This window comes from Chryseosolibacter histidinae (assembly GCF_018598225.1).
GTDB classification, from domain to species: domain Bacteria; phylum Bacteroidota; class Bacteroidia; order Cytophagales; family Cyclobacteriaceae; genus Chryseosolibacter; species Chryseosolibacter histidini.
Genome location: NZ_JAHESF010000009.1, coordinates 14947 through 41175 on the forward strand (window position 1 = coordinate 14947; position 26229 = coordinate 41175).

Consider the following 26229-nt stretch of genomic DNA (forward strand, 5'->3'; position numbering starts at 1 on the left):
TCGACTCGACTGAATACCGATTACCGAATACTGACTACCGGTTACCGATTTAAAGATGGGAATTTTCAGCAAAGACATAACCCTGGAAGCCTTGAACAAGCTCTCACGGAATACCATGGCCGAGCGCATCGGCATCGAATTTACGGCCATTGGCGATGATTTTATGGAGGCCAGAATGCCGGTGGATTCCAGAACTCATCAGCCCTTCGGTTTGTTACATGGGGGAGCTTCCGTAGCCCTGGCGGAGACCCTTGGCAGTGTGGCGGCACATTGCTGCGTAGACCCGGCCAAACAGTTTTGTGTTGGCCTGGATATCAATGCCAATCACCTCCGGGGCGTAAGAGAAGGTTTTGTGACAGGGGTCACCAAACCGATCCACATCGGAAAAAAAACGCAGGTGTGGGAGATCCGGATCAGCAACCAGAAAGAAGAGCTGGTGTGCATCAGCAGGATCACCATGGCTGTTCTTGATAAAATGTAAAATGGTAATCGGTATTCGGTGATCGGCAATCGGTTTAATACCGATAGCTGGTTCACCAACTGATTACCTGATTACTGATTGGCAGATTACTGATTACCTGATTACTGATAACCGATTACTAACTAGATGAATACAGTCACTTCAGTTTCCGCAGAGATAAGTTCTGAAACTGAAATACTCAACCTGCTTTTGAACCACGCGTTGGAAAACGATCTTCCGATAGCCTTCTGGCGTCTCCCCAATACTTCCACCCGTTATCTGATCATCTCGCAGGAGTACCGTTCGCTGGAAAAGAACTCTCCCATCGAAGAGCTGCCCGCAGGTTTTATGTTCGCACCTTTCGACCGCGACCGCACAACGCTGTTCCTGCCCGCAGACTTTATCTTCAGGTTCGAGAACAATGTGCTCACCTCACCCGAAACCCCGGCGGAGATCGCTTCGGCAGCCTGGCTGTCGCAGAAGTTCAGGACCTGGCCCGTAGGCAAACGTGTATACTTCAAAGGAAACACAACATCATCCGCTGCGGGCAACGGCACCGACTTCATTCAGCTCGTGCAAAAAGGTGTAGCCGCCATCGAAGCGGGAAAATTTGAAAAGATCGTTCCGTCGCGCACCAAACTTGTAGACCTGCCCGACGATTTCGATATCGTGAAGGCATTTGAAAACCTCTGCAGCAAATACACCAACGCCCTCATCTCTTTTGTGAGCATTCCCAACACCGGAAGCTGGCTCGGCGCCACGCCTGAAGTGCTGGTGACCGTGGAAGATAAAACCATCTTCAAAACGGTAGCCCTGGCCGGCACCATGCCCTACCAGGAAGGTATGAACCTGCGAAGCGTGGCGTGGACCCAAAAAGAGATCGAAGAGCAGGCGCTGGTGGAGCGTTACGTGATCAGCTGTTTTAAAAAGATCAGGCTTCGCGAATACGACGAGCATGGCCCCAAGACCATTGTGGCCGGAAACCTCGTGCACCTGAAGTCGGATTTTACAGTCGACATGAAGGCCACCAACTTCCCGTTGCTGGGCTCTGTGATGCTGCAGCTTCTTCACCCCACGGCGGCCGTGTGTGGCATGCCGCTGGAATCATCCATGGACTTCCTGAAAGCCCATGAAGGTTATGATCGCGAATTTTACGCGGGCTACCTCGGCCCCGTCAATGTAGATAACAATATTCACCTGTTCGTGAACCTGCGCTGTATGAAAATGCTCGACGGCAAGGCACTGCTCTTCGCCGGCGCGGGTGTCACCATCGACTCGGTAGCAGAGAAAGAATGGGAAGAGACCGAGGTGAAGTTCAACACATTGCTCAACGTGATCCTTTGATGCGCTTTCAGCCGATCTACGATATTGCAGAACTCTGCGCCAGGAAAGATGTGACCGATGCAGTGCTCTGCCCCGGCTCGCGGTGTGCGCCGCTCACGCTGGCCTTCACACGCCACCCACACATCACTCCCAGAACCTTCAGCGACGAACGAAGCGCAGGCTTTATCGCCCTGGGCATGGCACAACAGAAAAAAAATCCCGTGGTGGTGGTCTGCACGTCAGGCACCGCGGTATACAACCTTGCCCCGGCAGTAGCCGAAGCGTGGTTCAGCGAAACACCGCTGGTGGTGCTCACCGCCGACAGGCCTTCGGAATGGATCGCCCAGCACGACGGACAAACCATTCACCAGGCCGAGATCTTCGGCAAACACGTGAAGAAATTCTACCAGCTTCCTCAGGATTATGATCATGCCGACAGCCAGTGGGCCATCAACCGGATCGTGAATGAAGCGATCAACCTCGCCCGGCAGGAACCACAAGGCCCGGTGCACATCAACGCCCCGTTCCGCGAACCCCTGTACCCTGAACGGAACGAAGCCACCACCTATAGCAGCGATGTACGCGTGATGCGGGAGCACCGTAATGCCTACACGCTGACCGATGAACAACAGCAGAAGATCAGGCAGGAATGGTCTTCTTATCACAACATCCTCATCGTGGCAGGCCAGCAGCATCCCGACGAGGCGCTTGCAACGGCACTCGGAAGCTTCTTCGCAAAACATGATGTGCCACTGGTGAGCGACATCATCTCCAACCTTCACGAGGGAGGCAAGAGCATCCGCCATGCAGACCTGTTCCTGGGCCAGGCATCGGAAGACCTGAAAAAAACATTACGTCCCGACCTGCTGATCACCTTCGGGCAATCGCTCATTTCCAAGAATGTAAAACTCTTCCTGAGAAAATACACACCCAAAGCACACTGGCACCTTCAGCCTGAAGGAACCGCAGCCGACACCTTCAAACATGTAACCGATATCTTTCAGACCTCACCGGCTTCCTTCTTCGGGTTCATCAGCTCCGTTCAGCAGGACGAGACCTTCGAGAACCAGAAGCAGCACAATTACACCAAGCTGTGGGAAGTAGAAGAGCGGCGGGCGCAACGTACCCTGGCAGATTTTTTCGGCAGCGGAGACCTGGCCGAGATGGAGCTGGTGAAAGAGCTGATCGATCAGCTGCCCGAGCACAGCAACCTTCACCTGGCCAACAGCATGAGCGTTCGGTACGCCAACTTCATCGGCCTGGAGGCAAGGCGAAAAGGCATTCGTGTGTTTTCCAACCGCGGCACCAGCGGCATCGACGGGTGTACCAGCACCAGCGTGGGGCATCACCTCGCTTCGGGCAGGCCCACGTTCCTGATCACCGGAGACGTGGCCTTCTTCTATGACCGCAACGCGTTCTGGCACAACTACCCGATACCGGGATTAAGGGTGCTGCTGCTGAACAACCACGGCGGCCTGATCTTCAACGTGATCGACGGCCCCGCTTCCATGCCCGAGGCACGGGAATATTTCATCACCCGCCAGGCACTGAAAGCACAGAAGCTCTGTGAAGAGTTCGGCTTCGATCACCTCATCCTCGACAGCCGCCGCAAGCTGAGAAATGTGCTGAAAGATTTTCTCGACCTCGATGGCAGAACGAAGATCCTGGAGTTCGAGACCGATGTAACCCTGAACAAAACCGTATTCGATAACCTTAAATTGAAAATCAAAAAAAGCTATGAGCTATAAGTACGCATGGAAGCCCGCAAAGGAGTACAAGGAGATCCTCTTCCACAAGTTTGAAGGTATTGCCCGTATCAGCATCAACCGCCCGCACGTTCACAACGCCTTCACGCCACTGACCGTGAAAGAGATGATCGATGCGGTAAGCATTTGCCGTGAAGACTCCGATGTTCGTGTCATCATCCTCACGGGTGAAGGTGGCAAAGCTTTCTGCAGTGGTGGTGACCAGAGCGTGCGGGGCCATGGCGGCTACGTTGGCGAAGACACCGTGCCCAGGCTCAACGTACTGGACCTGCAACGTATGATCAGGTCTATTTCCAAACCGGTGATCGCTGCCGTTGCGGGGTGGGCTATTGGCGGAGGCCATGTGCTGCACGTGGTATGCGACTTAACCATCGCCGCAGAAAATGCGCGCTTCGGGCAAACCGGTCCGAAGGTGGGCAGCTTCGACGGCGGATTCGGTGCTTCTTACCTGGCGCGGATCGTGGGCCAGAAGAAAGCACGCGAGATCTGGTACCTGTGCGATCAGTATGACGCGAAAGAAGCGCTCGAGATGGGGCTGGTGAACAAGGTGGTTCCGCTGGAGATGCTGGAGGAAACCTATGTGGCCTGGGCGAAGAAGATCATTCACAAGAGTCCATTGGCGATCCGTATGCTCAAAGCGAGCTTCAACGCAGAGCTCGATGGCCAGGCTGGCATCCAGGAGCTCGCAGGTAATGCAACATTGCTTTATTATCTGAGTGAAGAAGCTAAAGAAGGTAAAAATGCTTTTTTGGAAAAACGCGATCCGGACTGGTCGAAGTATCCCAAATTTCCTTAAGACCCGCTACCGGGTTCTCCCGGTTTTGTGTATCTTTTTGACGGCAGCATTCTTCCTGCGCGATACGGGTGCTGCCGCACAGGTTATGCATTCTTCTTACAGAACTTATGTATTCCGGCTCAAGCCGCATGAAGACCTGAAGCGGTCCATCATGCAGTTCGCCAAAGAGCACAACATCAAGGCGGGCATCGTGCTCACCTGCGTGGGCAGCCTGGAGCAGGTAAACCTTCGCTTTGCCAACCAGGACAACGGCGCAAAAAAGAACGGGCACTTCGAGATCGTTTCGCTCACCGGAACTTTCTCAGACACGGCCTGTCATCTTCACACCTCCGTTGCTGACAGCACCGGTCATACGTTCGGCGGCCACCTGCTGGATGAGAACCTCGTATACACCACTGCCGAGATCGCCATCGCCGAGCTTGAAGAGCTTTTCTTCGACAGGGTGAACGATGCCACGTACGGATACCAGGAGCTTCTGATCAGGCGAAAAAATGAACCACGCAAGCCATGAGCTATCCCTACGCTTCCATCTGGATCAATGGCCGTACCGTGTTGCTCGACATGATCGTGCAGGACCAGGTGAAGTCACAGTCGACCTTTGAAGAAAGTACCTTCACTTTCATGCGCGAGTGGCTCTCCGGCGAGGAGACTTTCACTGCGCAGACCAGTGGCTCTACCGGCGAACCCAAGGTCATTACTTTTACACGCGAGCAGATGATGGCCAGTGCCAGGCTCACGGCACAGGCGCTCTCGCTCAGGCCTTCTTATCAGGCGCTGGTTTGTATCGACACAAGATACATCGGAGGGAAGATGATGCTGGCAAGAAGCTTCGTTACCGGAATGAAGATCCTGGCGGTGGATCCATGCGCCTGTCCTTTACAAAAAATTCCTGTCGACACTTGTGTAAATTTTGCCGCATTTGTACCCTATCAGGTGCAATCGATGCTTGTGTCAAAACATCCACATTTCCTGAACAACCCTGATGTTGCCATCATCGGCGGGGCACCCCTGGATGAACAGACGATTGGCCAACTACAGGGACTGCTTTGTAGATGTTATGCTACGTACGGTATGACGGAGACGCTGTCTCACATCGCCTTACGCGCCTTGAACGGTGCCGTACGTGATGAACAATTCCACACGTTGCCCGGAATTTCCCTGCATAAGGATGAGCGTGGGTGCCTGGTGGCGGAAGTTCCTTTCCTTAAAGAAAGAGTCGTTACAAACGATTTAGTAGAGATCACCGGCCATGACAGGTTCCAGTGGCTGGGCCGGTGGGATAACGTGATCAACAGCGGCGGTGTAAAAGTGATCCCTGAAAAAGTTGAAGCGGCATTAGAAAAAATTTTCTCTGAAGCGGGTATTACAAGCCGCTTCTTCGTTCACGGTATACCAGACAAAACTTTCGGAAACAAAGTCGTGCTCGTCGTTGAAGCGGCCGGCCATACGCAGGGGTTATTGGAAAAAATCTTCCCCGAAATACTCGCCCGCATTCCTGCCTATGAGCGACCACGTGAAGTGTTGATCACGGAGAACTTCAGCGCTACGGGAAGCGGCAAGATCAATCGTGGTAACACCTTGAAAAACATACACTCTTCTTTCACCATCCGGAAGTAATCCCTTTTTTAACTAAGGTACAGTGTGAAGCAGGCATGGAATAAGCGACCTGTTGGCATCACAATTTATAGCTGTCGGAGTGTGTAGTTGGAAATAATTTTACAAAAAGGGAAACATGAATAAAGTATTAGTGATTGAAGATGACGCTCCGTTGTGCTGGCTGTTGGAAAGGATTCTGCGTGGCAAGTATGAGGTCATCATCATGAACAATGGATTAGAAGCCTGGTCATGGCTTTCGGATGGTAACCGTGTGGATCTCATCATTTCAGATGTGAAGATGCCATCGCTAGATGGAATAGAGCTGCTAGAAAATTTGAGCAACAGTGGTTTATTCAGGAGCATACCGGTGATCATGCTTTCGGGGTTCGAAGACTCCAAAGACCAATGCATCGCCCTCGGCGCTTTCGCGTACCTCGTTAAACCATTTGAGCCTCAAAAATTTCTGGCGGAGGTAAACCGTGCCATAGCGCACCATAATCAGAACGTACTTATATCTCACTGATAACTTTCATTTTTATTAACGCATATGGAATTAGTGTTACAAGCGCCGGGCATCAGCCTTGAGCAGCCGAGGCGAAAGACCGTTACTTTTACAAAACATATCCTTCGCATCGACAATCACCAACGCGGGTTTGATCATACCTATCTTCAGGAAAACATATACTTTTCAACTGTTACCGTAAAGGAAGCCATTGACGCCGTGCAGGGCGAGGGCAACATCGACGCCATCCTGATCCATCCCGAAAGCGTCAATGCGGACTTTGCCACCCTGAAAAGTATTGCAGCAAAAAAGACAGTACCGGTGATGCTGTACACACCGGCGTTCGAGAGCATGGCAAAAAATACGGCCATCAGCATCAGCGCCGACGACTATCACTACGGCGCCATCAACAGCGCCTTTCTGAAACGGGTCGAGTTCATTAAAAAAGTAAAGTCATACAAGAATCAACGCGGCAACAAACCGTATGTGGCCCACAGCATTGACCTGGTTCCGCAGATCAAGCTCTGGTCGCTGAAGCGGGCGTTCGACATCCTTGTATCGGCCACCGCCCTCCTGTTGTTACTGCCGGTTTGTGTGCTGATAGCACTCATCATCAAGCTGGAGTCGAAAGGTCCTATCTTCTATATCTCCAAACGCGCCGGCACGGGTTACAAGATCTTCAACTTCTACAAGTTCAGGTCTATGCGTACCGGTTCCGACGCCGAACTGCAGAAGCTTGCGCACCTCAACCAGTATAACGGCACCAAGAATGGCAGCGTGTTCTTCAAGATCAAAGACGACCCGCGCATTACACCGTTCGGTGCATTCATCCGCAAAACGAGCCTCGATGAGATCCCTCAGCTTCTCAATGTGCTGTTCGGCGATATGTCGCTGGTAGGCAACCGCCCTCTTCCGTTGTACGAAGCAGAGAAGCTCACCAAAGACCAGATCGCGTGGAGATTCCTGGCACCCGCAGGCATTACCGGTCTGTGGCAGATCACCAAACGCGGCAAAGACAACATGTCGGAAGACGAGCGCATTGCCCTCGATATGGAGTACGCCATGAAAAACTCCTTCTGGCTCGACATGAAAATATTGTTCTCTACCATCCCTGCCCTGTTGCAAAAAGAAAAAGTGTAAAAAGTGAAAAGTCCGGAGTGCCGTGTTCTCTGAAACGGACACGGCATCATCCGGTCTCTTAATACGATACTTCCATGTATTTACCAGAACTGATCCTGCTCATCTATTTCTCGTACGTTTCACTGTATTCATTCATCCTCAGTGTGGGTGGCGTGTTTTACAAAGTCCGGCATGCGCCTGAAGATCCCTTTAAACGGAAGATGGCCGTGCTGATACCGGCATACAAAGAAGACGGTGTGATCGTGGATGTTGCCAGGCAGGCGCTGCGGCAGCACTACCCTGCCAACCGCTTCGATGTAGTGGTGATCGCCGATTCATTAAAACCTGCCACCATCATCGCGCTGCGCTCGCTGCCCATCACCGTGATCGAAGTATCGTTCGAGAAGAGCACAAAAGTAAAAGCGCTGAACAAGGCTATGGCCGTGATCGGTGACCATTACGACTGTGCCGTGGTGCTCGATGCCGACAACATCATGGAGCGGAGCTTTCTTACCAGGATGAACGATCTCTTCGGACTGGGGTACCGCGCCATACAAGGAAAACGCGATCCCAAGAACGAAAACAACTCCATGGCATTGCTCGACGGCCTGAGCGAGACCATCAATAATTTCATTTACAGGCAGGGTACTGTTGGCCTGGGCATGTCTGCTTCCCTGAACGGTTCAGGTATGATCTTCGACTACGCCCTTTACAAAAGCATTATGGCGGAGATGGACTCCATCGGCGGCTTTGACCGTGAGCTCGAGCTGAAGCTCATCGAAAAAGGGATCAAGGTATACTTTGCTAAAGACGCCGTGGTATTCGACGAAAAAGTTGCCAGCACCGAAGTTTTCGAGCGGCAGCGCAAGCGTTGGATCTCCAGCCAGTTCTTCTATCTTAAAAAATATTTTGCACCGGGGTTCGCCAGTCTTTCCAAAGGCGACCTGAGCTTCTTTAACAGCGCCGTGCTGCGCAACATCCAGCTGCCGCGTTTGCTCAACCTCGGGCTACTCACGTTCATTACGGCCGTGAGCTTTGTGCTGGCTCATCACCTGGTGTTCAGTCCGTTCCTATGGCTCGCCTTGCTGGGACTGAACCTGCTGGCGATGATCCTGGCCATTCCCAAGAAATTCTATTCCATCAGGCTGCTGAAGTCTGTGCTGCTGATACCGACCATCTTTGTTAAAATGTTCATGCTGTTGTTCAAGCTGAAAGACGCGAACAAAACTTTTATTCATACCCCGCATGGACCCATCGAAGCTCAACCCAGTAACGCCGAAAAATTATGAGTGCACAGCCTTCCCGTGTATCGGTCATTACCATCAATTACAATCAAGCAAACGTTACCGGTGCTCTTCTCGAATCGTTGCGGAAGGTTACCTACCCTGACGTTGAAGTGATCGTGGTCGACAATTTTTCTGTTGAAGACCCGACCGAATACATTACGAAGCATTTTCCCGAAGTAAAATTCATCCGGAGCGACAAGAACCTGGGCTTCGCTGGCGGAAACAACCTTGGCATTGAAGCCGCTACCGGCGAGTACCTGCTTTTTCTCAATAACGATACAGAGGTGGATCCGGGATTCCTGGAGCCGCTGGTGGAGCTGTTCAAGACGCATCCCGATGCCGGCGCTGCGTCGTCCAAGATCCTTTATTATAATTCAGGCGGCGTGATCCAGTACGCGGGCAGCACCTGCGTGAATCCGTTTACCGGCAGGAACAAGCGGGTGGGCTTCATGGAAAAAGACCAGGGCCAGCATGATACGCTCAGGCAGACAGACCTTGCTCACGGCGCCGCCATGATGGTGCCCCGCAAGGTGATCGAAAAGGCAGGCATGATGCCCGACTTCTTCTTTCTCTACTACGAAGAGATCGACTGGTGTGAGAGCATCAAAAAAGCGGGATACAAAATATACTTTGTGCCGGGCTCCAGGGTCTATCACAAAGAATCGATGTCGGTAGGCAAGAACTCGACGATCAAAACCTACTACATGACCCGTAACCGGCTGCTGTTCATGCGCAGGCATACCTCGGGCATGAAAAAGATCTTCTGGATGATATTCTTCCTGCTGGTCTCACTGCCGAAAAATACGCTAACCTATCTGCTCCAGCGCGATGCCGAACACGGAAGAGCGTTCTGGAAAGGGCTGATGTGGAACCTTACGCATCAGGCCAACGGCCAAAAAGTGAAATACCCTTAATCCCTCTCTAAATATGAAAATTGGTATTGAAGTACAGCGGCTGTTTCGAAAGAAAAAATACGGGATAGAAACGTCATCCCTCGCGCTGCTTAAAAAACTCCAGTCTCTTCACCACGACACCGAGTTTGTTGTGTTTGTAAAAGACGATGTTGACCGTGATTGCTTTTCGGAGTCGGCAAACTTTAAGATCAAAAAAGTAGCCGGAAAATTCTTTGTGGATTTCGAGCAGTTCTTTTTACCCCTGGCGGCCAGGCGCGAAAAGGTAGACCTGCTGCATTGCACCGGAAATACGACGCCGTATTTTTCACCGGTGCCTGTGGTGCAGACGCTGCACGATATCATTTTTATGGACCCGATTCCCAATAAAGACAGCCTGTACCAGCGCCTGGGAAATCAGTACCGCAGAAAAGTTGTGCCACTGGTATCGCCCCACAGCAGGGCTATCATCACCGTCTCTCATTATGAAAAACAACGCATCGTGAGCCGGCTGGGCATCGATGAAAAGAAAATCGAAGTGGTGTACAACGGCATCAACGAAGACCACTTTTATCCCTCCACCGATGACAAGATCCTGGCGCAGGTACGTCACAGGTACGGGCTGCCGGAGAACTTCATTCTGTTTCTCGGCAATCCTTCCAGGCGAAAAAATCCGATGGGTGTGATCGAAGCTTATGTCATGTATGCTTCGAAGGTAGCGAACCCGTTGCCACTGGTGACACCCGGGCTCACCCAAAAATTCATCGCGCACGTGCTGAAAAACCTGAATGCGGAATATGATCCGAAACGGTTTATCACACCCGGATATATCCGCGACGAAGACCTGCCATTTATTTACGGGCTCAGCAAGCTCTTCCTGTTCCCATCCTTATCAGAAGGTTTCGGTATGCCGGTGATAGAAGCCATGGCGTGTGGCACCCCGGTGATCACGTCAAAGATCTCGTGTATGCCTGAGATCGCCGGCGATGCTGCCTTGCTGGTTGACCCGCTGAGCGCTCCCTCTATAGCAGATGGCCTGCTGCGCATGCTGGGCAACGCGGACTACCGCGAAAGAAAGATCCGCGATGGATTGGCCAACGCCAAACGATTCAGCTGGGATACCGCGGCGGAAAGAGTGCTCTCCATTTATGAAAGTGTGCTGTATCCCTCCAAAAGCGCAAGACCGGCAACGTCCTCCCCACTGGTAAAAAAAATACCAGAACCTAATTTTTATTTCTTTAATAAACCGAGATAGTAGAGTCCACGGTCGACAGTCCACCGTCCACGGCAGCGCTGCGTTAGTGAAACACTGATCATTTTTTTCTGTTCATTCGAATTTTGGCAGTGATATTTACGCAACACTACTGTGGACTGTGGACCGTGGACTGTGGACTATCAATCAAGCGTTTAGCACACGGTTTAAGAGCAAGCAACAGGCATAAGTTTTTACATCGTAGCGCGACTCAAATAGTTAACGACAAACATTTTACAATGCTAAAATTTTAACACACCATGATCAAAAAAACGGTTGGCTTGTGGGGACTTCTATTGATCTTTTACCACGCCGCATTTTCACAAGTTGATACAACTTTCATTTACAGAACAGGCATGCCATACGGTACGCTTGACATCAGGATCGCCAAATCTGCAACACGCTACTACTACCTCGAAGAGGGCAAGACATTCAGTTTCAGGGAAAGCTCACCCGGCGTTAAAACAAATACTTACCGGGATATGACCAGCTGGGACTCCAGTCCTTATGGCCAGGGTAACCTCCGGGAAAAAAATGGCAGCGCTAGCAACTTCATCATGAACTACCGCCTGTTGCTTCCCGTGAATTACAACGCCAGCATTGACGACGGCTACCCGCTGATCGTGATGATGCACGGCTTGGGTGAGCGGGCCAACTGCTGGGATAACAGCTGCTACTGGGACACGCGCTCATGGCGGCCCGGCACCAACACGCCCCCTGCGCCTACATCGTCAGGGCATCAGTTATTGAATAACGACCATAACCTGTTACACGGCGGCGCCATTCACCTGGCCATGCGCAATGCGGCCGGCAGCAAACTGCCCAACGACCCTACCCTGCCCGATCGTTCATTTCCCGGGTTCGTGCTCTTTCCGCAGGACCTCAATGGCTGGGATGGCGGACAGGCCCAGGATGTGATCAGGATCGTGCGCCTGCTCATTAAAAAATACAACATCGATCCGAACCGCATTTATATTCACGGCCTTTCGAACGGCGGCGCTGCGGTGTTTGATGTGATCAAAAGAGCACCCTGGCTTTTCTCCGCTGCCGCTGGAATGTCGGCCGTCAGTGAGAGTAGCATTCTCAGCACCGGCCTTGCGCCAAAGATCTCCACCATCGGATTGTGGTTCTTCCAGGGAGGACGGGACACAGCGCCAACACCTGGCAAAACCAGGGGCTATGTGAAACGCTTCCGCGAAGCCGGACTTACCGTTCGCTATAACGAATATCCCAACCTCGGCCACGGCACCTGGAACACGGCTTACAACGAGCCGGACTTCTTCTTGTGGCTCAGGTCGCATAACAAATCGAAGGTTCACGTATTCGCTGATAACCCCACGCTTTGCCAGACCACCGGCCAGGGTGTGAAGATGGACCTTGCGGAAGGTTTTCTCGCGTATCAATGGGAGCGCAATGGTGCGATCATCTCAGGCGCCACTTCGGCTTCCTATACAGCCACTACTACCGGTGTTTACAGGGCGAGGTTCAGCCGCCTGTCAAGAACACCCTCTGAGGCACAATGGAATCAATGGTCAGATCCCATTACCGTGGTCTCTTCCAGTCCCGCACAGGCAGAGATCGAGCAGACAGGATCTGTGGTGCTCAAGGACCTGAACAACTATAACTACGCGCACCTGTTCTCAGCAGCAGAAGCCGATCACTATTACTGGTATAAAAATGGCACCCTGGTGAACCTGTCGGGAGACCAGGACGACACCACCCGGTATGTAAGACTGTCATCTACCAACGCCAGCGGCGCTTATACGCTGGTGACTGCCGGATTCAACAATTGTCCCAGTCCACCTTCCGCGGCGAAAAATGTATTCTTCAACAATGAGGCGCCCATCAACATCACAGCACCCACCACCTTTACTTCGGGTACAGTGACCAATAGCAGCGCCGTGATAAACTGGACAGACGCATCAAGCAACGAAGGTGGTTTCGAGATCTGGCGCAGGAAAAAGACAGGAACCACCACGTACACGAAATGGGTGATGGCCACGCTGACCAACGCCAACGTGAAAACCTTCAACGACACCGGCCTTGAACCTTCCAGCACCTACCAGTATAAGATCAGGGCTGTGAGCAGCACCGGACGATCGAACTATACGCCTTTATCGAGCAGCCAGTTCCTCACCGTTGTGACGGGGGCCGATACGCAACTGCCAACAGTACCGCAGAACCTGACCGCAGCTTCCACCGCCATCAAGGAGATCACCTTATCGTGGCAGGGTTCTACAGACAACACCGGCATCCGGGAATATGTGATCACGTATGGAGCAACCACCGTGAATACGGGATCGCCGGCCACCAGCTTCAAGCTCAAGGACCTGCCGCTGAACACAAACTTTACTTTCACGGTGAAGGCCAAAGACCTGGGTGATAATCTCAGTGGTGCCAGCAATTCGGCCAGTGGAAATACTTTTGTCACCGGGTTGTATTACGAGCACAGCACCGGCGCCTGGAACGACATCGACGCTGTGAACTGGAACGTAGCCGAGTTTACGGGCCAGGTGCCCAACTTCACACTCGCGCCCCGCACTCAGGAAGACTATTTCAATTTCGAGTTCGACGGATACCTCTACATCTCCGCAGGAGGCTCCTATCAATTTCAGACAACGTCAGATGACGGAAGCAAGCTCACGGTTGACACGACTCTTGTTGTCGACAACGACGGATTGCATGCGTCACGTACCATCACGGGGCCTGTAATAACACTTGGCAGCGGTCCGCATACCATCAACTGTAAATACATTGAAGACACCGGAGGGGCTACCCTCACAGTGCGGTATAAAGGTCCTGATACGGGCAACAGCTGGGTGGTCATTCCAAACTCGGCACTGCGCAGCAGCAATACCGGCAGCGCGAGCATGAGAATGGCTTCAGCAGAAGAACCTGAGATCACCAGGCCGGAGATGCCGCCACTCAAGGCGACCATCTTCCCCAATCCCTCAACTCCTGGCGAAAATATCACTGTGAAGCTGGATGCCCCGGCGGGCGATCCTGTGCACGTGAGCCTGGTGGATATGATGGGCAAACCTTTTTATGAGAACATTTTTGAAGGAGCCACACTGGCAGAAGGCGCAGCGCTGGTGCCACGTGAAAGACTCTCCCGCGGCATCTACGTGATTGTTGTCAGGCAAGGTGACCAGGTGATCCGCGAAAGGATACTCGTGAAGGATTAATTAAAACAGGCGTTGGGTTGGGTTGTTGGTGAAGAACACCAACAACGGCGACCAAGGATTAATTAAAACAGATCATTAACCAAACAAAAAAGAAATTTGTCTCAAGAGCTTTTCTAACCGGGCGCCGGTATAAAAATTTCCGGAGAATTTTACCGGGAATACACATCCGCCCCATCCGGAGGAACAGCTTTTGAGACATCTTTCTTTATATGTCTATAGCCGTGAAAATCATCAGGATCCTGAAAGTGCTGGCCATCAATATGGCCTCCTTCGCATTATTGCTCGTGCTCGTCAACTGGGCGTGCGGCCTTTATCTCAAACGGGCCGCCGACGTAAAACGGGAAAAGCTGCCCAATTATGCCAACGATTATGCGCACGCTGAAAAGGTGTTCTACGATTACAACCGGGTGCAGCATCAATACGAACCGTTCGTGGGATGGAAAACGTTGCCTTATAAAGGCGCAACCCTCAATATCTCAACAGATGGACGGCGAACGCATCCCGCGCCTGCGAATCAAAAAGAAAAAAGCGTTCACTTCTTCGGGGGCTCCACCATGTGGGGAGAAGGATCGGACGACGAGCATACCATTCCTGCGCTCTTCAACGAACGGAACCCACAGTATGACGTTTATAACCACGCCCAGCTTGCCTACAACACGCGGCAGGAGCTGGATGCGCTCATCTCACTTTACGCCGTAGACACCAGGCCCGACATCGTGGTATTTTATGATGGTGTGAACGACGCTGCCTTCTTATGTCCCAAAGACATTAAACAACTGCCGGCGCACAGGCTGGTGCCCATGTACCGCGAAAAGCTGTACGTAGGCAAGATGGCCTTCGTCAAAGAAATAGCCGCCAAGATCTTTGTCGAAAACACGATGAAGGTGATCCATAAGTTCACTTATAAACCCACGCCCGACAACTCTCCTTACGATTGCCTGAGCAACCCGGGGAAAGCGGAGCAGATCGCCTCCATGATGATGAAGAACTGGGAGATGGCCCACGAAATAGTAACGAACCGTGGCGGAGCATTCATCGCGGTGCTGCAGCCGGCCGCTTTCGTCGGCAAGCCCCGAACGGAGCACCTGCAGCTGGACGAAGAGCTGGGTAAAAACTTCCGGGAGATCTACAAGCGCATTCAGCAGAAGATCGCGGAACGCGGCCATCCCTGGATCGTTGACCTGAGCGACCGGTTCAACGGAGACGACTATATCTATATCGACTTCTGTCACGTGTCGCCCAATGGCAACGAGATCATCGCCCGGGAGATCTCAAACATTATCGGTAATCTAAACAAAACCAACGATGTCTCGCTTCTTGCCCTACATCCATAATCTCCGGGGTCTGGCCATCATGTTTGTGGTGGGCGTACATGCCGCCGGGTATGAGACCGACTGGGCTACGTATCCGCATGTGCGCCATTTCCTGCATACCTTTTTCGATCCGTCAGAAGGCAACGGCACCATTCTGTTTTTATTCATCGGCGGTTTTCTCTTCCAGCACCTCACGCACAATCAGTTCGATTTCAAAAAATACATCGAGGCCAAGTTCCTCAACATCATATTGCCATATATTCTCATATCCGTGCCGCTGATCGTGATCCGCATCAATACCGATTTCGATTCGCTGACGCTGCCGGCGGGTTTTCATGAGAAACCCGTGGTGTATCAGTTCTTTTATCATCTGCTCACGGGCAGCCACATGCCACCGTTCTGGTTCATCAGCACCATCATCCTGTTCTACCTCACTTCTCCCCTGCTGCACGCCGCCGACAACCGAACGTTTTACCGAACACTGTTTCCACTCATACTGCTCTCGTGCCTTTTCACTTACCGGTCGCAGCACAACGCCAACACGTTTCTTTCGTATTTCCATTTCATTCCTGTTTATATTACGGGTATGTGGGCCAGCTACAACAAAGAGCGGATCCTGAAGCTGGGTTGGAAATTACTGGCACCCCTGATTGTTCTATACCTGATATTCACCGCGGCAGACCTTGCCGGGAATTTTAGCCTGCAACGCCAGATGAACTTTGAAACGGTGCTTCGCGAAGGCAGTATTGTGTTCAACTTCTACATGCTCAAAGCGCTGATCCTTTGTTTCGCGCTGCTGATGATCTTTTACAAGCTCCGCACGCGTGAAATGCCCCTGCTCGACATCCTGGGCCAGTACAGCTTCGGGGTGTTCTTTGTGCACTACATCCTGATCAGCGTATCGAGAAAAGCGCTGGAAGCTTTTGGTGTGACCATAGACTTCTCGCTCACCACCTGGCTGATCTATTTCGTGTTCGTACTGATGATCTCGATTGTGACGGTGTACTTCGTGAAGAAGGTAACGGGAAGGTATAGCAGGTATTTGATCGGAAGCTGAAAACGAGTCCACGGTCCACAGTCGACAGTCCACGGTTAGGTCGGTATCCTATTCCAAACGTCTTCTTCGATGCAAATATCGAACAAAGAATAACGAACGCCGGATTTCGAAGTAGTACTCCTTCGAAATCCGGCGTTCCTGTTCAATATTCGATATTCAAAATTCTAGATACGAAACATAAACAATGACCTCACAAACGACACGGCTGTGGACTGTAGACCGTCGACTGTGGACTCTTCTCATCCTATTGCCAGCACCGGGGCCTCGACAACTGCCGGAACCTCCTTCAGCACCTCTTCTTCCTTCTCCGGAGCGCAGCAATTCTCTTTCAGCTTCACTACCACCCTTCCTTTGGTCTTGCCACAGAGAATGGCGTCGATGTAGGTATCCTTGAGCTCTTCAAGGCCAATCTCCTGGGCGATGGCGGAGAGCTTATCACATACGTTCCATTCGCTGGCAAGTTTGTTCCAGAGCTTCAGGCGCAGCGGCATGGGTGTTTGTCCCGCGCCGATGCCGAGCAGGTTCACACCGTTGAGAATAAAAGGATAGATGGTGGTGCTGAAGTGAATGGACGACAGCAGCCCGGTAGCAACCACGTTACCATCGCGGCGGCAGCGCTTGAGCAACGTGGTGAGCATGTTGCCACTCACCGTATCGATCGCGCCTGCCCACATAGCCCGTGACAGTGGCTTACCCAGTGTATCGTTGAGGAATTCCCTGGATTCCACCCGCGCGGCACCGAGGAATTTAAGGTAATCTTCCGAATCTTTCTTTCCGGTAACGGCAATCACTTCATAACCTGCTTTGGCCAGCACCGCCACGGCAAGGCTTCCCACGCCGCCTGTCGACCCCGTTACAACGATGGGGCCATAGTCGGGGGTCTGCCCCATCAGCTCCATCTTGTAAAGCGCATATGCAGCCGTAAAGCCTGCGGTGCCAATGGTCATACAATCTTTACAGGATAGGAAGGCAGGTTTGGGAATAACCCATTCTGCCGGCACCCTGATGTACTCGGCAAAAGCGCCATCCGTATTCATACCCAGGTCGTAACCCGTGATGAATACTTCGCTTCCCCGTTTAAATTTGCTCGAGCTGCTCTCCTCCACTTTACCGGCCGCTTCGATGCCCGGTGTGTGTGGAAATTTTCGGGTGATGCCCTTATGTCCCGTGGCCGACAATCCATCTTTATAATTCAATGCGGAATAATGTACCCTGATCAGCACATCACCGGCCGGAAGATCATCGGTATGTTTCTGCACAATAGAACGTTCAAACTTCCCCTCGGGCGTTTCCGTGATGAGTAAGGCTTTGTATTGCATTGTATTTGATTAGTGGTGTGAGTATAGGAGAGGCTGGTTAAAAAAGTATACCTGCTAGGGGGAGAAGGAGTAAGGAGCCAGGAGTAAGTAGTAAGGAGAAGCGGGCGAAGGTTTAGATTGTGGACTAGAAGTCAGAAGTCAGGAGCCAGGAGTCAGAATGGGGAGTTAAGGGTTGAGTGGATGGAGTAAGCAACAATTGTTAAAGCTGCACGCCCGATGTGATGGCACGCGATGAATAAGATGGACTCCTGGCTTCTGACTCCTGGCTCCTGGCTTCTAGTTAAAACACTCAGAGCTTCAACCTTTTAAACACTGCTTCCGGTATAAAACGGATCACCAACATAATTAACGCCCAAACAGATAGCACATAAATACTATCCCTCTTCCGCTTCGAGGCAGTGAAGACGCTGTCGGCTACTTTCTTGACGGAGGCGGTGATGGGACCCGGTGTTTTGATGTTCTCGATCATGCGGGTTTTGACGAAACCGGGTTTTACGGTGACTACGTGAACACCGTGGTGGTACAGCCGGTTGCGCAGGCCTGAAAGGTAGGCGGTGAAACCTGCCTTGGCGCTTCCATAGAAATAATTGCTCTGACGCCCGCGGTCGCCTGCTACGGAGCTGATGCCGATGATGGTGCCGCGTTTTTGTCTTTCGAAGTCGTTGGCCACCACGTTGAGGATGGAGACTGCGCCCACATAGTTGGTGAACAGGATCTCTTCACAGGCCTTCCAGTGCTGCTGTGCTTCAAACTGGTCGCCCAGCAATCCGAAGACACAGACCACAACATCGGGCCGTTCGGCAAGTGAATGATAGAATTGCTCATGGCTCGCGAAATCGAGCGCATCGAATTTTACGGAGGCAACCGCCACGTTGTATCTCACTTTCAGGTCGGCCGCGATGGCTTCAAGTTTTTCAACGTTGCGTGCAGCCAACGTCAGTGAATATCCGGCGGAGGCAAATTTCCTGGCGATCGCTACAGCCATGTCGGAAGCTGCGCCAAGGATCAATACATTTTCTTCCATTTAAACTTTTAACATTAAGCGTTGGGCCAGGTGGGAGTTGAACCGGTTCTCCGGATCATATTTTTTGAGGATCTCCTGAAACTCGCGTGCACGCGGATAGGTCTTCCAGAAGATCTCTTTTTTCATGCGGGCATCTTTTGACAGGTAGATCCTTCCGCCGTAGTCGGCCACTACCTGGTCGAGTTCATCCAGGAACCCGAACAATCCATCGCGGATCGGAAAATCCAGCGCCAGCGTATATCCCTTCATGGGGAAAGAGATCAGGTTCTCCTGGTCGCCGAACAATTTCAGCACTGCCAGGAAGGAGCCCATTCCCATTTTATTGATCCTGGCTAGAATATTTTTCAACCCTTCCCTGCTCGCATCGAAAGGTATCACAAACTGGTACTGCACAAATCCGCGTTTGCCGTAGATCTTATTCCAGCTGAGAATGGAGTCGAGCGGATAAAAAAATCCATCATAGTGGCTCACACTGTTGATCTCCCGCTTGTAGTTCTTCGCATAATAGAGCGCATTGAAGACCTTCACCGAAAAACCATTGAGCACGAATGAGGGAAAGTGGAAAGGTACGGTGAACAACGCTTTCTCGCGGGGCGTGAGCTTGTGCTCTGCCTGAGTTTCACCGGTGTCTGCATGCTCGCCCAGCATCAAAATGCTGCGCCCGAAATGTTTTCCACTCTTCAGGCAATCGATCCAGGCCACCGAGTAAGTTGAGTCCATGTTGCGACCGAACAGCTCCATCACTTCATCGAGGTTCGCGGCCTTGATCTGCTTCTGCCTGATGTAAGCGCTCTGGATCCGTTTCAGCGAGAACTTCACTTCGAGAATAATGCCTGTGAGCCCCATGCCACCGCACGTAGCCCAGAAAAGATCGGGGTTGGTGTCTTTGTTGCAAACGAGGGTCTCTCCTGTTCCCGTGAGCACCGTCATGGCCACGATGTGATTGGAGAACGCTCCATCCACATGGTGGTTCTTGCCATGAACATCGGAAGCCACGGCCCCTCCCACGGTAATAAATTTCGTGCCCGGTGTAACAGGCAGAAACCATCCGCGGGGCACAATGATCTGCAACAGGTCAGAGAGCAGAACGCCGCTTTGGCACGTAATTATTCCATAGTGCTCATCGAACGCGAGCACCTTGTCAAACCGCAGGGTATTAACCACATCCGAATACAATGAAGCATCCCCGTAACAACGCCCATTGCCGTGGGGAATTGACGAATGGGCCAATTTTGGAACCAGGTCTTTCTGAAAGTCAAACGATATTTCTTTGGCTTCAACAACGGGAAAATTATTCCAGTTGGTAATAGATTTCTTCATATAAAGCCGATGTAAAAAATACGCACCAACCCCCTGAATTTACCATAAACACATGACAACCCGTTTATTTATACTTTAAATATATGTTTCAAAAGAGCATCACCGAAAAGCAATTGCTTGCCCTTGAACTGATCATTGCCTCTGTTTTCTGCTTCACGCCCCTGTTGTTCAACAATCCCTACCGCATCAACATCTTCCTCTCGTGGGAAGGCGCCTACCGGTTATACCTCGGGCAAATGCCTTTCAGGGATTATTCGCTGCCCATGGGGTATGGCTACTGGGTGATCCCCGCCCTGTTCTTCAAGATCTTCGGCCCGTATTTCTACAGTCTCATCAAAGCCCAGGTGTTCATCAACCTTGTCTCGGTGCTCACCTTCCGATCGGTGCTCAAACTGCTGGGCGTAAAACCTATCGTGATCTTCTTCTCGGTCATTGTGTTCTGCTTCTCTTATGTCTCGTTCAATTTCTGGCCCTGGTATAATCACGTGGTCTTTGTCTTCGAGCTGGTAGGCATCTTTTTCACATTGCTGGCCATCCTGAAAAGTGAAGGATGGAAAGTGTGGCTGAACCTCTGTCTCGGAGCATTCTTCACTTTTTTTGCGCTCTTCACCAAGCAGGACATCGGTGGCCTCGCCCTCCTCATCGTGTTGGGCATGCTTATCTACAATGCGTGGCTGGAGCGTTCGGCCAAAAAACTGTTGGCTTTTGTGGGGGCGTATGCCATCTTCGCTGCCATCTTTATCCTTCCCCTGCTGAAATATGATTTTCTCTACTGGTATAATTACGGACAGCCTCCTCACAAGTCGCGCTTGGTGATCACGGATTTTCTCAACGAGATCCTGGGATGGGCATATTGGGAAAAATTTTTCCTGCTCGTGATCGTACTCTTCGTGCTTGACAAAGCCCGGGCGGGCCGCGCCTTCCTGGAAGATAAAAAGGAAGTGCTTTTTGCTTTCCTCTGCATCGCCATCATCGGGCAGGCCCTGATCATTCCCGTTACCAGTCCTGTGCCGGAGCGCAATGAAGTATTCTTCTACGCTTTTGGTTTTGCCTATTGCCTGGCCAACCTTCGCCTGAACCTTGACCTGGCACGCTGGCCTTACCTTGCGGTCTGCTTTACGTTCGTGGTTTTCTGGTGGACGGGAATCTACTGGAGAAATGTTCAACGGGTCATTTCCAAAGCGCCCACGGTAGTAAAAGCCAATGAAAAAGCAGGGAAACATAAATACAGGCTGGCCAAAGAATATAAATCGATGGAGAAGCTCTTCCTCGCAGAGAATACACTGGAAGGCATCAAAAAAATAATGGAACTGGATGTGGTGAAGAACACCGATCCGAAAAAATTAAAAGTGCTGAACATGAGTGAGCTCACCTCACTGGCGTACGAGATCGGCTACACGCCCCTCACCCAACAGCCCATGTGGTTCCACCAGACCGTTTCCATCTTCGATAAAGAGGTAGCGTGGTTCTGCCAGAAAGTTGCCAGCAAGGAATACGACCTGGTGATCTTCGAATCGGTATCGCCCAAGGAAGTGATCAACTTCTATCCCGAAGACGTCCGGAAGTGCCTCGAGCAACATTACAAGTTCGAGTTCAGCTTCCTCGCGCCAAGACACCCGGAAGAATCGTATGTGTATGTGTTCACGAAACCGGTGGAACAGTTGACTACGAGTGATACGCTGAATGCGGGGAGGAATTAGCCTACGGTCCACAGTCGACGGTCCACGGTCCACCGCCAACCGGGAACCGGTATCCTGCGTGAGGCCGGTGTGCAGGCGCTGCGCGGAACGAAGGATCTCCGGATGGCGAAGTGCTCTCTACAAGACCTGCCTTCGAAATAAGTCCGCAGTGACGAACAGGGGATCCTTCGCTCGCACATCCCACCGCACAAACCGCCACTCAGGATGACGGGCTTCGGAGAGGATGCGGCGTGCCTTTTGTCAATTGTATATTTGTCAATTGTCAACTATTTCCCGACTCTGATAAGCTTCCCCCGCACATCATTATCTCCTCTTACATACTTGTAAAAAGTACGATCGGGATAATAGTCCATCAGCAGGCTGTCTTCTTCTTTCAGATCTTGTGCAAACAGCACGTCGTTGGCGTAATGGATGTCGTTGCGTGTGAGGTCGCCAATGGGCATGGGGCGTATCACACTGGTGTAGGATGAAACCAGGACCACGGCATTGGTGACACGTTTTTCTTTTACGGTGTTGTAGAGATCGTTTCGCTCCTCTACCACCTCATGCTCACGCTGCGCGATGAAGGGCAGCCTGACAGGGGCATACACGATGCTCACGGCCAGCACCGCCAGTGCCCACTTCTCACGGTATTGGAAAACTTTACTGACCACAAACACAATGAGGAACGGAAGCGCCTCGAAAAAGAAGCGCGGGCCATACTGGTTGCCACCGATCTGGTAATAGAAGAAATAACCGATCATCAGCAGGATAAAAATATAATCTTCGGGATGTACGAAACGCTCCGCCGGGTTGATGGCTTTTCTCCAGAGAAAGACCAGGTACAGGATGAAGATGCCGGGAGAGCACCAATAGAAGAACATCAGTGACCAGCGAACGAGGTGCTCGAATCCTTTCGCCACTGTATGCCCCCTCACAAAACCGAGTGCCTCATCGGCGTAAGCCCACATAGTAACGGGCATCAGCGGGTTGCCGGTAATGGCGTTGTTATACCAGAACAAAAAGAGCATGCATGGCAAAGCACCAATGCCGATCCAGGTGAAAACCACCAACGACTTCCAGCGGCAATGATACAGCAGGTAAAAGAAGAACGGCAGGAAAATGATCATCGCCGTATAGTATCGCGTGATGGCGACCATGCCCAGGCAAAAGCCGGCCAACAGGGTGTACATTGCCCGGGGCCGCTGCAGGTACCGGTACACACCATAGACGAAGCCCACTGTAAAGAGCGCACAGGAAGTATGTGAAAAATAAGAAGCGTTATTAAAAATATAATACGACGACAATGCCAGCGCCGTAAGCGACCAGAGCGCCACCTGCTGCCCATAGAACCTGCGGGCGAAACCGTAAAACACAATGAGGGTGATGAGCCCCAGCACAGGGTTGACAAGGTTGGCGGGAAAACCAAAATAGTACGCGGTGCTGAGGATCAGCGGCCAGCCTGGTGGAAAACGGCTTACGCTGATGCCGTCTTTCTGGGCGATGTGATTGAAGTGGAAGAACTCGGGAAGGTCATGCGCAAATTCCCAAAGCTTTCCATGGCCCATGGTTTGAGCCTGGTACAGGTAAGCGTATTCATCAGACGAATTGGCAAAACGCTCGAGGGCCCTGTCAGAAATAAAAACGGAGAGCACAAAAGACGCGCTGATGACCACAAAAACATAAATTCCCGAATGGGTCATGGCATACCGTTCGGCCTGGTTGATGACCTTCAATAGTGGAACATATACCACAAAAATCCAGGTGAGGAATAAAAAACCGGTGATCCAGAGAAGCTCACTGAACATCAGGTTGAGCAGGTCGTCATAAAAACCGGTGGATTTATACGGTTCAGATGGAAAGAGGTGAAAAACAAACGAAACCGCCTCCGCCTCCAGCATATGGAACGCTATATAGGCAGCGAGCGGGAATAAAATTAGTAGGGCAAACCATTTGGATTTAACTGAGTTTTTGATCGACAAATGAAAATACCGGTTTTCCAGACTTGAAGATTTAAACATTCCTGATCGCTTTAACTTTTAATTTCCACACATGTATTCGCATTCCCTGATCCTTATCGTCTTTGTGCTCACGAGTCTTGTTAACGTAAAAGAAAATGCCAATCAACCGCCAATAATGCCTTCCGACGAAACGCCCGGAGAAGTTTTTCCGTGCAGCAAGTGCGACCACATTATACGGGGATATCGCACGGACGGAGGGCTGATCAACGTGAAGCCTGGACAGATCATTTGCTTCGATGCCGCTATACGATATGAAAAGGCAGTGCTGAGCTACATCAAGGGAACGAAGGAAAAACCCATCACCATCCGGAACTGCGGTGGCGTGGTCACCATCTCATCACCCAAAAGTTTTGCGCTGAAGTTTGAACATTCCGAACATTTCAAATTGCTGGGCGATGGCGTTGCAGACAGCACCTATGGCTTCAGGATCTCCACGAAGAGTGGCTTCTTTGTGTCACTTGAAGAATTCACTACTGACTTCGAGATCGCCAGGCTGGAAATTGCCGGTGGTAACCCCAACGGACTTGGCGAAACAGGCGCCGGCTTTGCAGGCATCGGCATCAAAACGAGCCCTTACCAGGATTGTGCGTTGTTCACTGACTCTACCCGGCAGGCATGGATCATGCGCAATGTCTCCGTTCATGACAACTACATCCACGACACCGGAGGCGAAGGCATGTATATCGGTCACGGTTTTTACAAAGGCCGCAAGGAGCCGAAATGTCCTGCGAAGACGTACTCCCATTCCATCAAGGGTTTACGCGTTTACAACAACGTGATCGCGAACACCGGGTTTGATGGCATCCAGATCAAAAATGCCGACGAAGACTGCGAGATCTACAACAACACCATCCGCAACTACGGCACACGCAACAAAGGCGCCCAGAACGAAGGCCTCTTCATCGGCGAAGGTGTAACAGGAAAAGTGTACAACAACTTTGTAGATACGGGCACCGGGCATGGCATCTCGTTTCAGGGCATGGGCAACAACGAGTTCTTCAACAACGTGGTGCTGAATGCCGGGGCCGATGGCTTCAACGGATCGGGCAGCACCATGGCGGTGTATATTCCGGATGGATATTTTATGATCTTCAACAACACCATTTACAACTCTGGCGAAGATGGGTTTGTGTTCTTCCACAACCACGGCGGAAAAAAGTTTGTGATGAACAACCTGGTGGTGAAGGCCGGCCACAAGCTTACTTCCCGTGGCGGCATACTCGACTCCTGCAACAATATTTTCACACAAGACATCTCGCGCGTGCGCTTTAAAAATATTCTCCAGGCTGACCTGCGCCTTCGCCCCGGCTCCCCCGCCATCAACCGGGGCGCCGACGTAAGAAAATTCTGCAAAGACATCAGCTTCGATTTCCTCAAGAACCCAAGACCGAAAGGAAAAGCGTTTGATATTGGAGCGTATGAGATGGAATAGTTGACAGTTGACAAAGAGGCAATTGACAACGTTCAGTGTAAAGTGACGAAACCGGGCTACGATTCGGGGCGCCCTCAATCAGCACACCGCCGGCGCAATTCACCCACCTGTTGTGAATTGTTCGCTTGTCAACTGTCAACTGGTTACCTCACGTCTTCCAATCTCATCCCGATCAACTGTTCAAGATCAAGTTTGGCATTCTTATAATTCCTTTCTGCTTCGAGCTGGGCTACGGTCATGGTGGTGTAATTGCTGAGGCTTAATGAGTAGGTTTCGAAATTGGTTTCGCCATTTTTGAAACGTTGTTCGATCAGCTTGTGCGACGTCTCGTTATCGAGCAGGAGCTGTGACTGCACCTTGTACATTTTTTCACGAAGCACATATTCGTTATAGGCCTTGAGTACCTGATTGCGCACCGTAAGCTTCTGTGTATTCACGTTGGCCTGGGCGATCATGAGGCGGTGCCTGTTCACGCGGGTGGTGGCAGGGATGGTAAACAGTTGTCCCAGGCTGATGCTGGCCCTCACGTTGTACTTCGGCCAGTACGCAGACCTTCCATAAATATCAGACTGGGGGTTGATGGTGAACTCGTTCATGTTACCCGCCACGCTGATGATGTCGAGCCACGCCGCCGAGCTTTGCCGCACGGTTACTTCGGCAATATCCACTTCCCTGCGAAAGGTCTCGTTGCTGGGATGGTTCTTCCAGGCGAGCTGAACAAGCTTCTCTCCGAAGTCCGCGGTCTTTGTATAGTCAGGCAGAATGATCTTGTTGTAATCAACATTTTGTCCAAACACCGGAACACTGATCACCAGGAAAAAAATGATCTTTTTCATCGCAATAAAATTTATACTGATTTTGAGTTTTGATTTGACCTTGTTTTATGAAA

General features: G+C 51.4%; 21 protein-coding genes. 16 read left to right on the plus strand and 5 right to left on the minus strand.

All coding sequences use genetic code 11. The features are described 5' to 3' along the window. Positions 1-55 precede the first annotated feature (55 nt). From KK083_RS10915 to KK083_RS10980, 14 genes are all read left to right on the plus strand, one after another. Positions 56-481: a hotdog fold thioesterase gene (locus KK083_RS10915; RefSeq protein ID WP_254163260.1), complete on the plus strand. Its 426-nt coding sequence runs from the start codon at positions 56-58 to the stop codon at positions 479-481. Positions 482-607: 126 nt separating this feature from the next. Beyond that, positions 608-1804, plus strand: coding sequence for a chorismate-binding protein (locus KK083_RS10920; protein ID WP_254163261.1), 1197 nt, complete (start codon positions 608-610; stop codon positions 1802-1804). After that, positions 1804-3531 (plus strand): 2-succinyl-5-enolpyruvyl-6-hydroxy-3-cyclohexene-1-carboxylic-acid synthase, encoded by a 1728-nt coding sequence (menD, locus tag KK083_RS10925; protein ID WP_254163425.1) that lies wholly within the window; start codon positions 1804-1806, stop codon positions 3529-3531. Before KK083_RS10920 ends, menD begins: the two co-directional genes overlap by 1 nt. Beyond that, a complete protein-coding gene (gene menB, locus KK083_RS10930) occupies positions 3521-4345 on the plus strand; it encodes a 1,4-dihydroxy-2-naphthoyl-CoA synthase (RefSeq protein ID WP_254163262.1) in 825 nt (274 codons plus the stop codon). Before menD ends, menB begins: the two co-directional genes overlap by 11 nt. A gap of 25 nt (positions 4346-4370) precedes the next feature. Then, positions 4371-4856 (plus strand): PPC domain-containing DNA-binding protein, encoded by a 486-nt coding sequence (locus tag KK083_RS10935; RefSeq protein ID WP_254163263.1) that lies wholly within the window; start codon positions 4371-4373, stop codon positions 4854-4856. Beyond that, complete coding sequence (locus KK083_RS10940) at positions 4853-5962, plus strand: AMP-binding protein (RefSeq protein WP_254163264.1); 1110 nt, start codon at positions 4853-4855, stop codon at positions 5960-5962. The genes KK083_RS10935 and KK083_RS10940 overlap by 4 nt, the downstream gene beginning before the upstream one ends. A gap of 115 nt (positions 5963-6077) precedes the next feature. Continuing rightward, on the plus strand, positions 6078-6464 hold the full coding sequence (locus tag KK083_RS10945; RefSeq protein WP_254163265.1) for a response regulator: 387 nt from the start codon (positions 6078-6080) through the stop codon (positions 6462-6464). 24 nt (positions 6465-6488) lie between these two features. Continuing rightward, the gene (locus KK083_RS10950) at positions 6489-7583 is read left to right on the plus strand and encodes a sugar transferase (protein ID WP_254163266.1); all 1095 of its coding nucleotides are present in this window, start codon (positions 6489-6491) and stop codon (positions 7581-7583) included. A 74-nt stretch (positions 7584-7657) separates the two neighbouring features. Beyond that, entirely contained in the window at positions 7658-8851 is a 1194-nt protein-coding gene (locus tag KK083_RS10955) for a glycosyltransferase family 2 protein (protein WP_254163267.1), read from the plus strand. Then, the gene (locus tag KK083_RS10960) at positions 8848-9762 is read left to right on the plus strand and encodes a glycosyltransferase family 2 protein (protein WP_254163268.1); all 915 of its coding nucleotides are present in this window, start codon (positions 8848-8850) and stop codon (positions 9760-9762) included. The genes KK083_RS10955 and KK083_RS10960 overlap by 4 nt, the downstream gene beginning before the upstream one ends. Positions 9763-9775: 13 nt before the next feature. After that, positions 9776-10993 (plus strand): glycosyltransferase family 4 protein, encoded by a 1218-nt coding sequence (locus tag KK083_RS10965; protein WP_254163269.1) that lies wholly within the window; start codon positions 9776-9778, stop codon positions 10991-10993. A 257-nt stretch (positions 10994-11250) separates the two neighbouring features. After that, positions 11251-14175, plus strand: a complete 2925-nt coding sequence (locus KK083_RS10970; RefSeq protein WP_254163270.1) for a fibronectin type III domain-containing protein — start codon at positions 11251-11253, stop codon at positions 14173-14175. 221 nt (positions 14176-14396) lie between these two features. Beyond that, complete coding sequence (locus KK083_RS10975) at positions 14397-15509, plus strand: SGNH/GDSL hydrolase family protein (protein ID WP_254163271.1); 1113 nt, start codon at positions 14397-14399, stop codon at positions 15507-15509. Beyond that, entirely contained in the window at positions 15481-16545 is a 1065-nt protein-coding gene (locus tag KK083_RS10980; RefSeq protein ID WP_254163272.1) for an acyltransferase family protein, read from the plus strand. Before KK083_RS10975 ends, KK083_RS10980 begins: the two co-directional genes overlap by 29 nt. Positions 16546-16784: 239 nt before the next feature. Here KK083_RS10980 and KK083_RS10985 read toward each other — a convergent pair whose 3' ends face one another. The 3 genes from KK083_RS10985 to KK083_RS10995 form a co-directional block, all read right to left on the minus strand. Further along, entirely contained in the window at positions 16785-17864 is a 1080-nt protein-coding gene (locus tag KK083_RS10985; protein ID WP_254163273.1) for a YhdH/YhfP family quinone oxidoreductase, read from the minus strand. 289 nt (positions 17865-18153) lie between these two features. Continuing rightward, positions 18154-18888, minus strand: coding sequence for an SDR family oxidoreductase (locus tag KK083_RS10990; protein WP_254163274.1), 735 nt, complete (start codon positions 18886-18888; stop codon positions 18154-18156). Then, positions 18889-20208 (minus strand): FAD-binding oxidoreductase, encoded by a 1320-nt coding sequence (locus KK083_RS10995; protein ID WP_254163275.1) that lies wholly within the window; start codon positions 20206-20208, stop codon positions 18889-18891. Positions 20209-20291: 83 nt separating this feature from the next. On the opposite strand from KK083_RS10995, the gene KK083_RS11000 reads away from it, so the two are divergent. Continuing rightward, positions 20292-21908 (plus strand): hypothetical protein, encoded by a 1617-nt coding sequence (locus KK083_RS11000; protein ID WP_254163276.1) that lies wholly within the window; start codon positions 20292-20294, stop codon positions 21906-21908. Between the two features lie 266 nt (positions 21909-22174). Here the strand turns inward: KK083_RS11000 and KK083_RS11005 are convergent, their stop codons facing one another. Beyond that, positions 22175-23788, minus strand: a complete 1614-nt coding sequence (locus KK083_RS11005) for an ArnT family glycosyltransferase (RefSeq protein ID WP_254163277.1) — start codon at positions 23786-23788, stop codon at positions 22175-22177. A gap of 151 nt (positions 23789-23939) precedes the next feature. Between KK083_RS11005 and KK083_RS11010 the strand changes: the two genes are divergently transcribed. Beyond that, on the plus strand, positions 23940-25340 hold the full coding sequence (locus KK083_RS11010; protein WP_254163278.1) for a right-handed parallel beta-helix repeat-containing protein: 1401 nt from the start codon (positions 23940-23942) through the stop codon (positions 25338-25340). Positions 25341-25483: 143 nt separating this feature from the next. On the opposite strand, the gene KK083_RS11015 is transcribed toward KK083_RS11010, so the two are convergent. Then, a complete protein-coding gene (locus tag KK083_RS11015; RefSeq protein ID WP_254163279.1) occupies positions 25484-26176 on the minus strand; it encodes a TolC family protein in 693 nt (230 codons plus the stop codon). Between the last annotated feature and the right edge of the window lie 53 nt (positions 26177-26229).

Coding starts and splice junctions, on each gene's coding strand:
- KK083_RS10955 (WP_254163267.1), top strand. CDS start 7,658: ATGTATTTACCAGAACTGATCCTGCTCATCTATTTCTCGTACGTTTCA.
- KK083_RS11015 (WP_254163279.1), bottom strand. CDS start 26,176: ATGAAAAAGATCATTTTTTTCCTGGTGATCAGTGTTCCGGTGTTTGGA.
- KK083_RS10920 (WP_254163261.1), top strand. CDS start 608: ATGAATACAGTCACTTCAGTTTCCGCAGAGATAAGTTCTGAAACTGAA.
- KK083_RS11005 (WP_254163277.1), bottom strand. CDS start 23,788: ATGCTGGAGGCGGAGGCGGTTTCGTTTGTTTTTCACCTCTTTCCATCT.
- KK083_RS10980 (WP_254163272.1), top strand. CDS start 15,481: ATGTCTCGCTTCTTGCCCTACATCCATAATCTCCGGGGTCTGGCCATC.
- KK083_RS11000 (WP_254163276.1), top strand. CDS start 20,292: ATGTTTCAAAAGAGCATCACCGAAAAGCAATTGCTTGCCCTTGAACTG.
- menD (WP_254163425.1), top strand. CDS start 1,804: ATGCGCTTTCAGCCGATCTACGATATTGCAGAACTCTGCGCCAGGAAA.
- KK083_RS10960 (WP_254163268.1), top strand. CDS start 8,848: ATGAGTGCACAGCCTTCCCGTGTATCGGTCATTACCATCAATTACAAT.
- KK083_RS10915 (WP_254163260.1), top strand. CDS start 56: ATGGGAATTTTCAGCAAAGACATAACCCTGGAAGCCTTGAACAAGCTC.
- KK083_RS10990 (WP_254163274.1), bottom strand. CDS start 18,888: ATGGAAGAAAATGTATTGATCCTTGGCGCAGCTTCCGACATGGCTGTA.
- KK083_RS10995 (WP_254163275.1), bottom strand. CDS start 20,208: ATGAAGAAATCTATTACCAACTGGAATAATTTTCCCGTTGTTGAAGCC.
- KK083_RS11010 (WP_254163278.1), top strand. CDS start 23,940: ATGTATTCGCATTCCCTGATCCTTATCGTCTTTGTGCTCACGAGTCTT.
- KK083_RS10950 (WP_254163266.1), top strand. CDS start 6,489: ATGGAATTAGTGTTACAAGCGCCGGGCATCAGCCTTGAGCAGCCGAGG.
- menB (WP_254163262.1), top strand. CDS start 3,521: ATGAGCTATAAGTACGCATGGAAGCCCGCAAAGGAGTACAAGGAGATC.
- KK083_RS10940 (WP_254163264.1), top strand. CDS start 4,853: ATGAGCTATCCCTACGCTTCCATCTGGATCAATGGCCGTACCGTGTTG.
- KK083_RS10965 (WP_254163269.1), top strand. CDS start 9,776: ATGAAAATTGGTATTGAAGTACAGCGGCTGTTTCGAAAGAAAAAATAC.
- KK083_RS10945 (WP_254163265.1), top strand. CDS start 6,078: ATGAATAAAGTATTAGTGATTGAAGATGACGCTCCGTTGTGCTGGCTG.
- KK083_RS10970 (WP_254163270.1), top strand. CDS start 11,251: ATGATCAAAAAAACGGTTGGCTTGTGGGGACTTCTATTGATCTTTTAC.
- KK083_RS10985 (WP_254163273.1), bottom strand. CDS start 17,864: ATGCAATACAAAGCCTTACTCATCACGGAAACGCCCGAGGGGAAGTTT.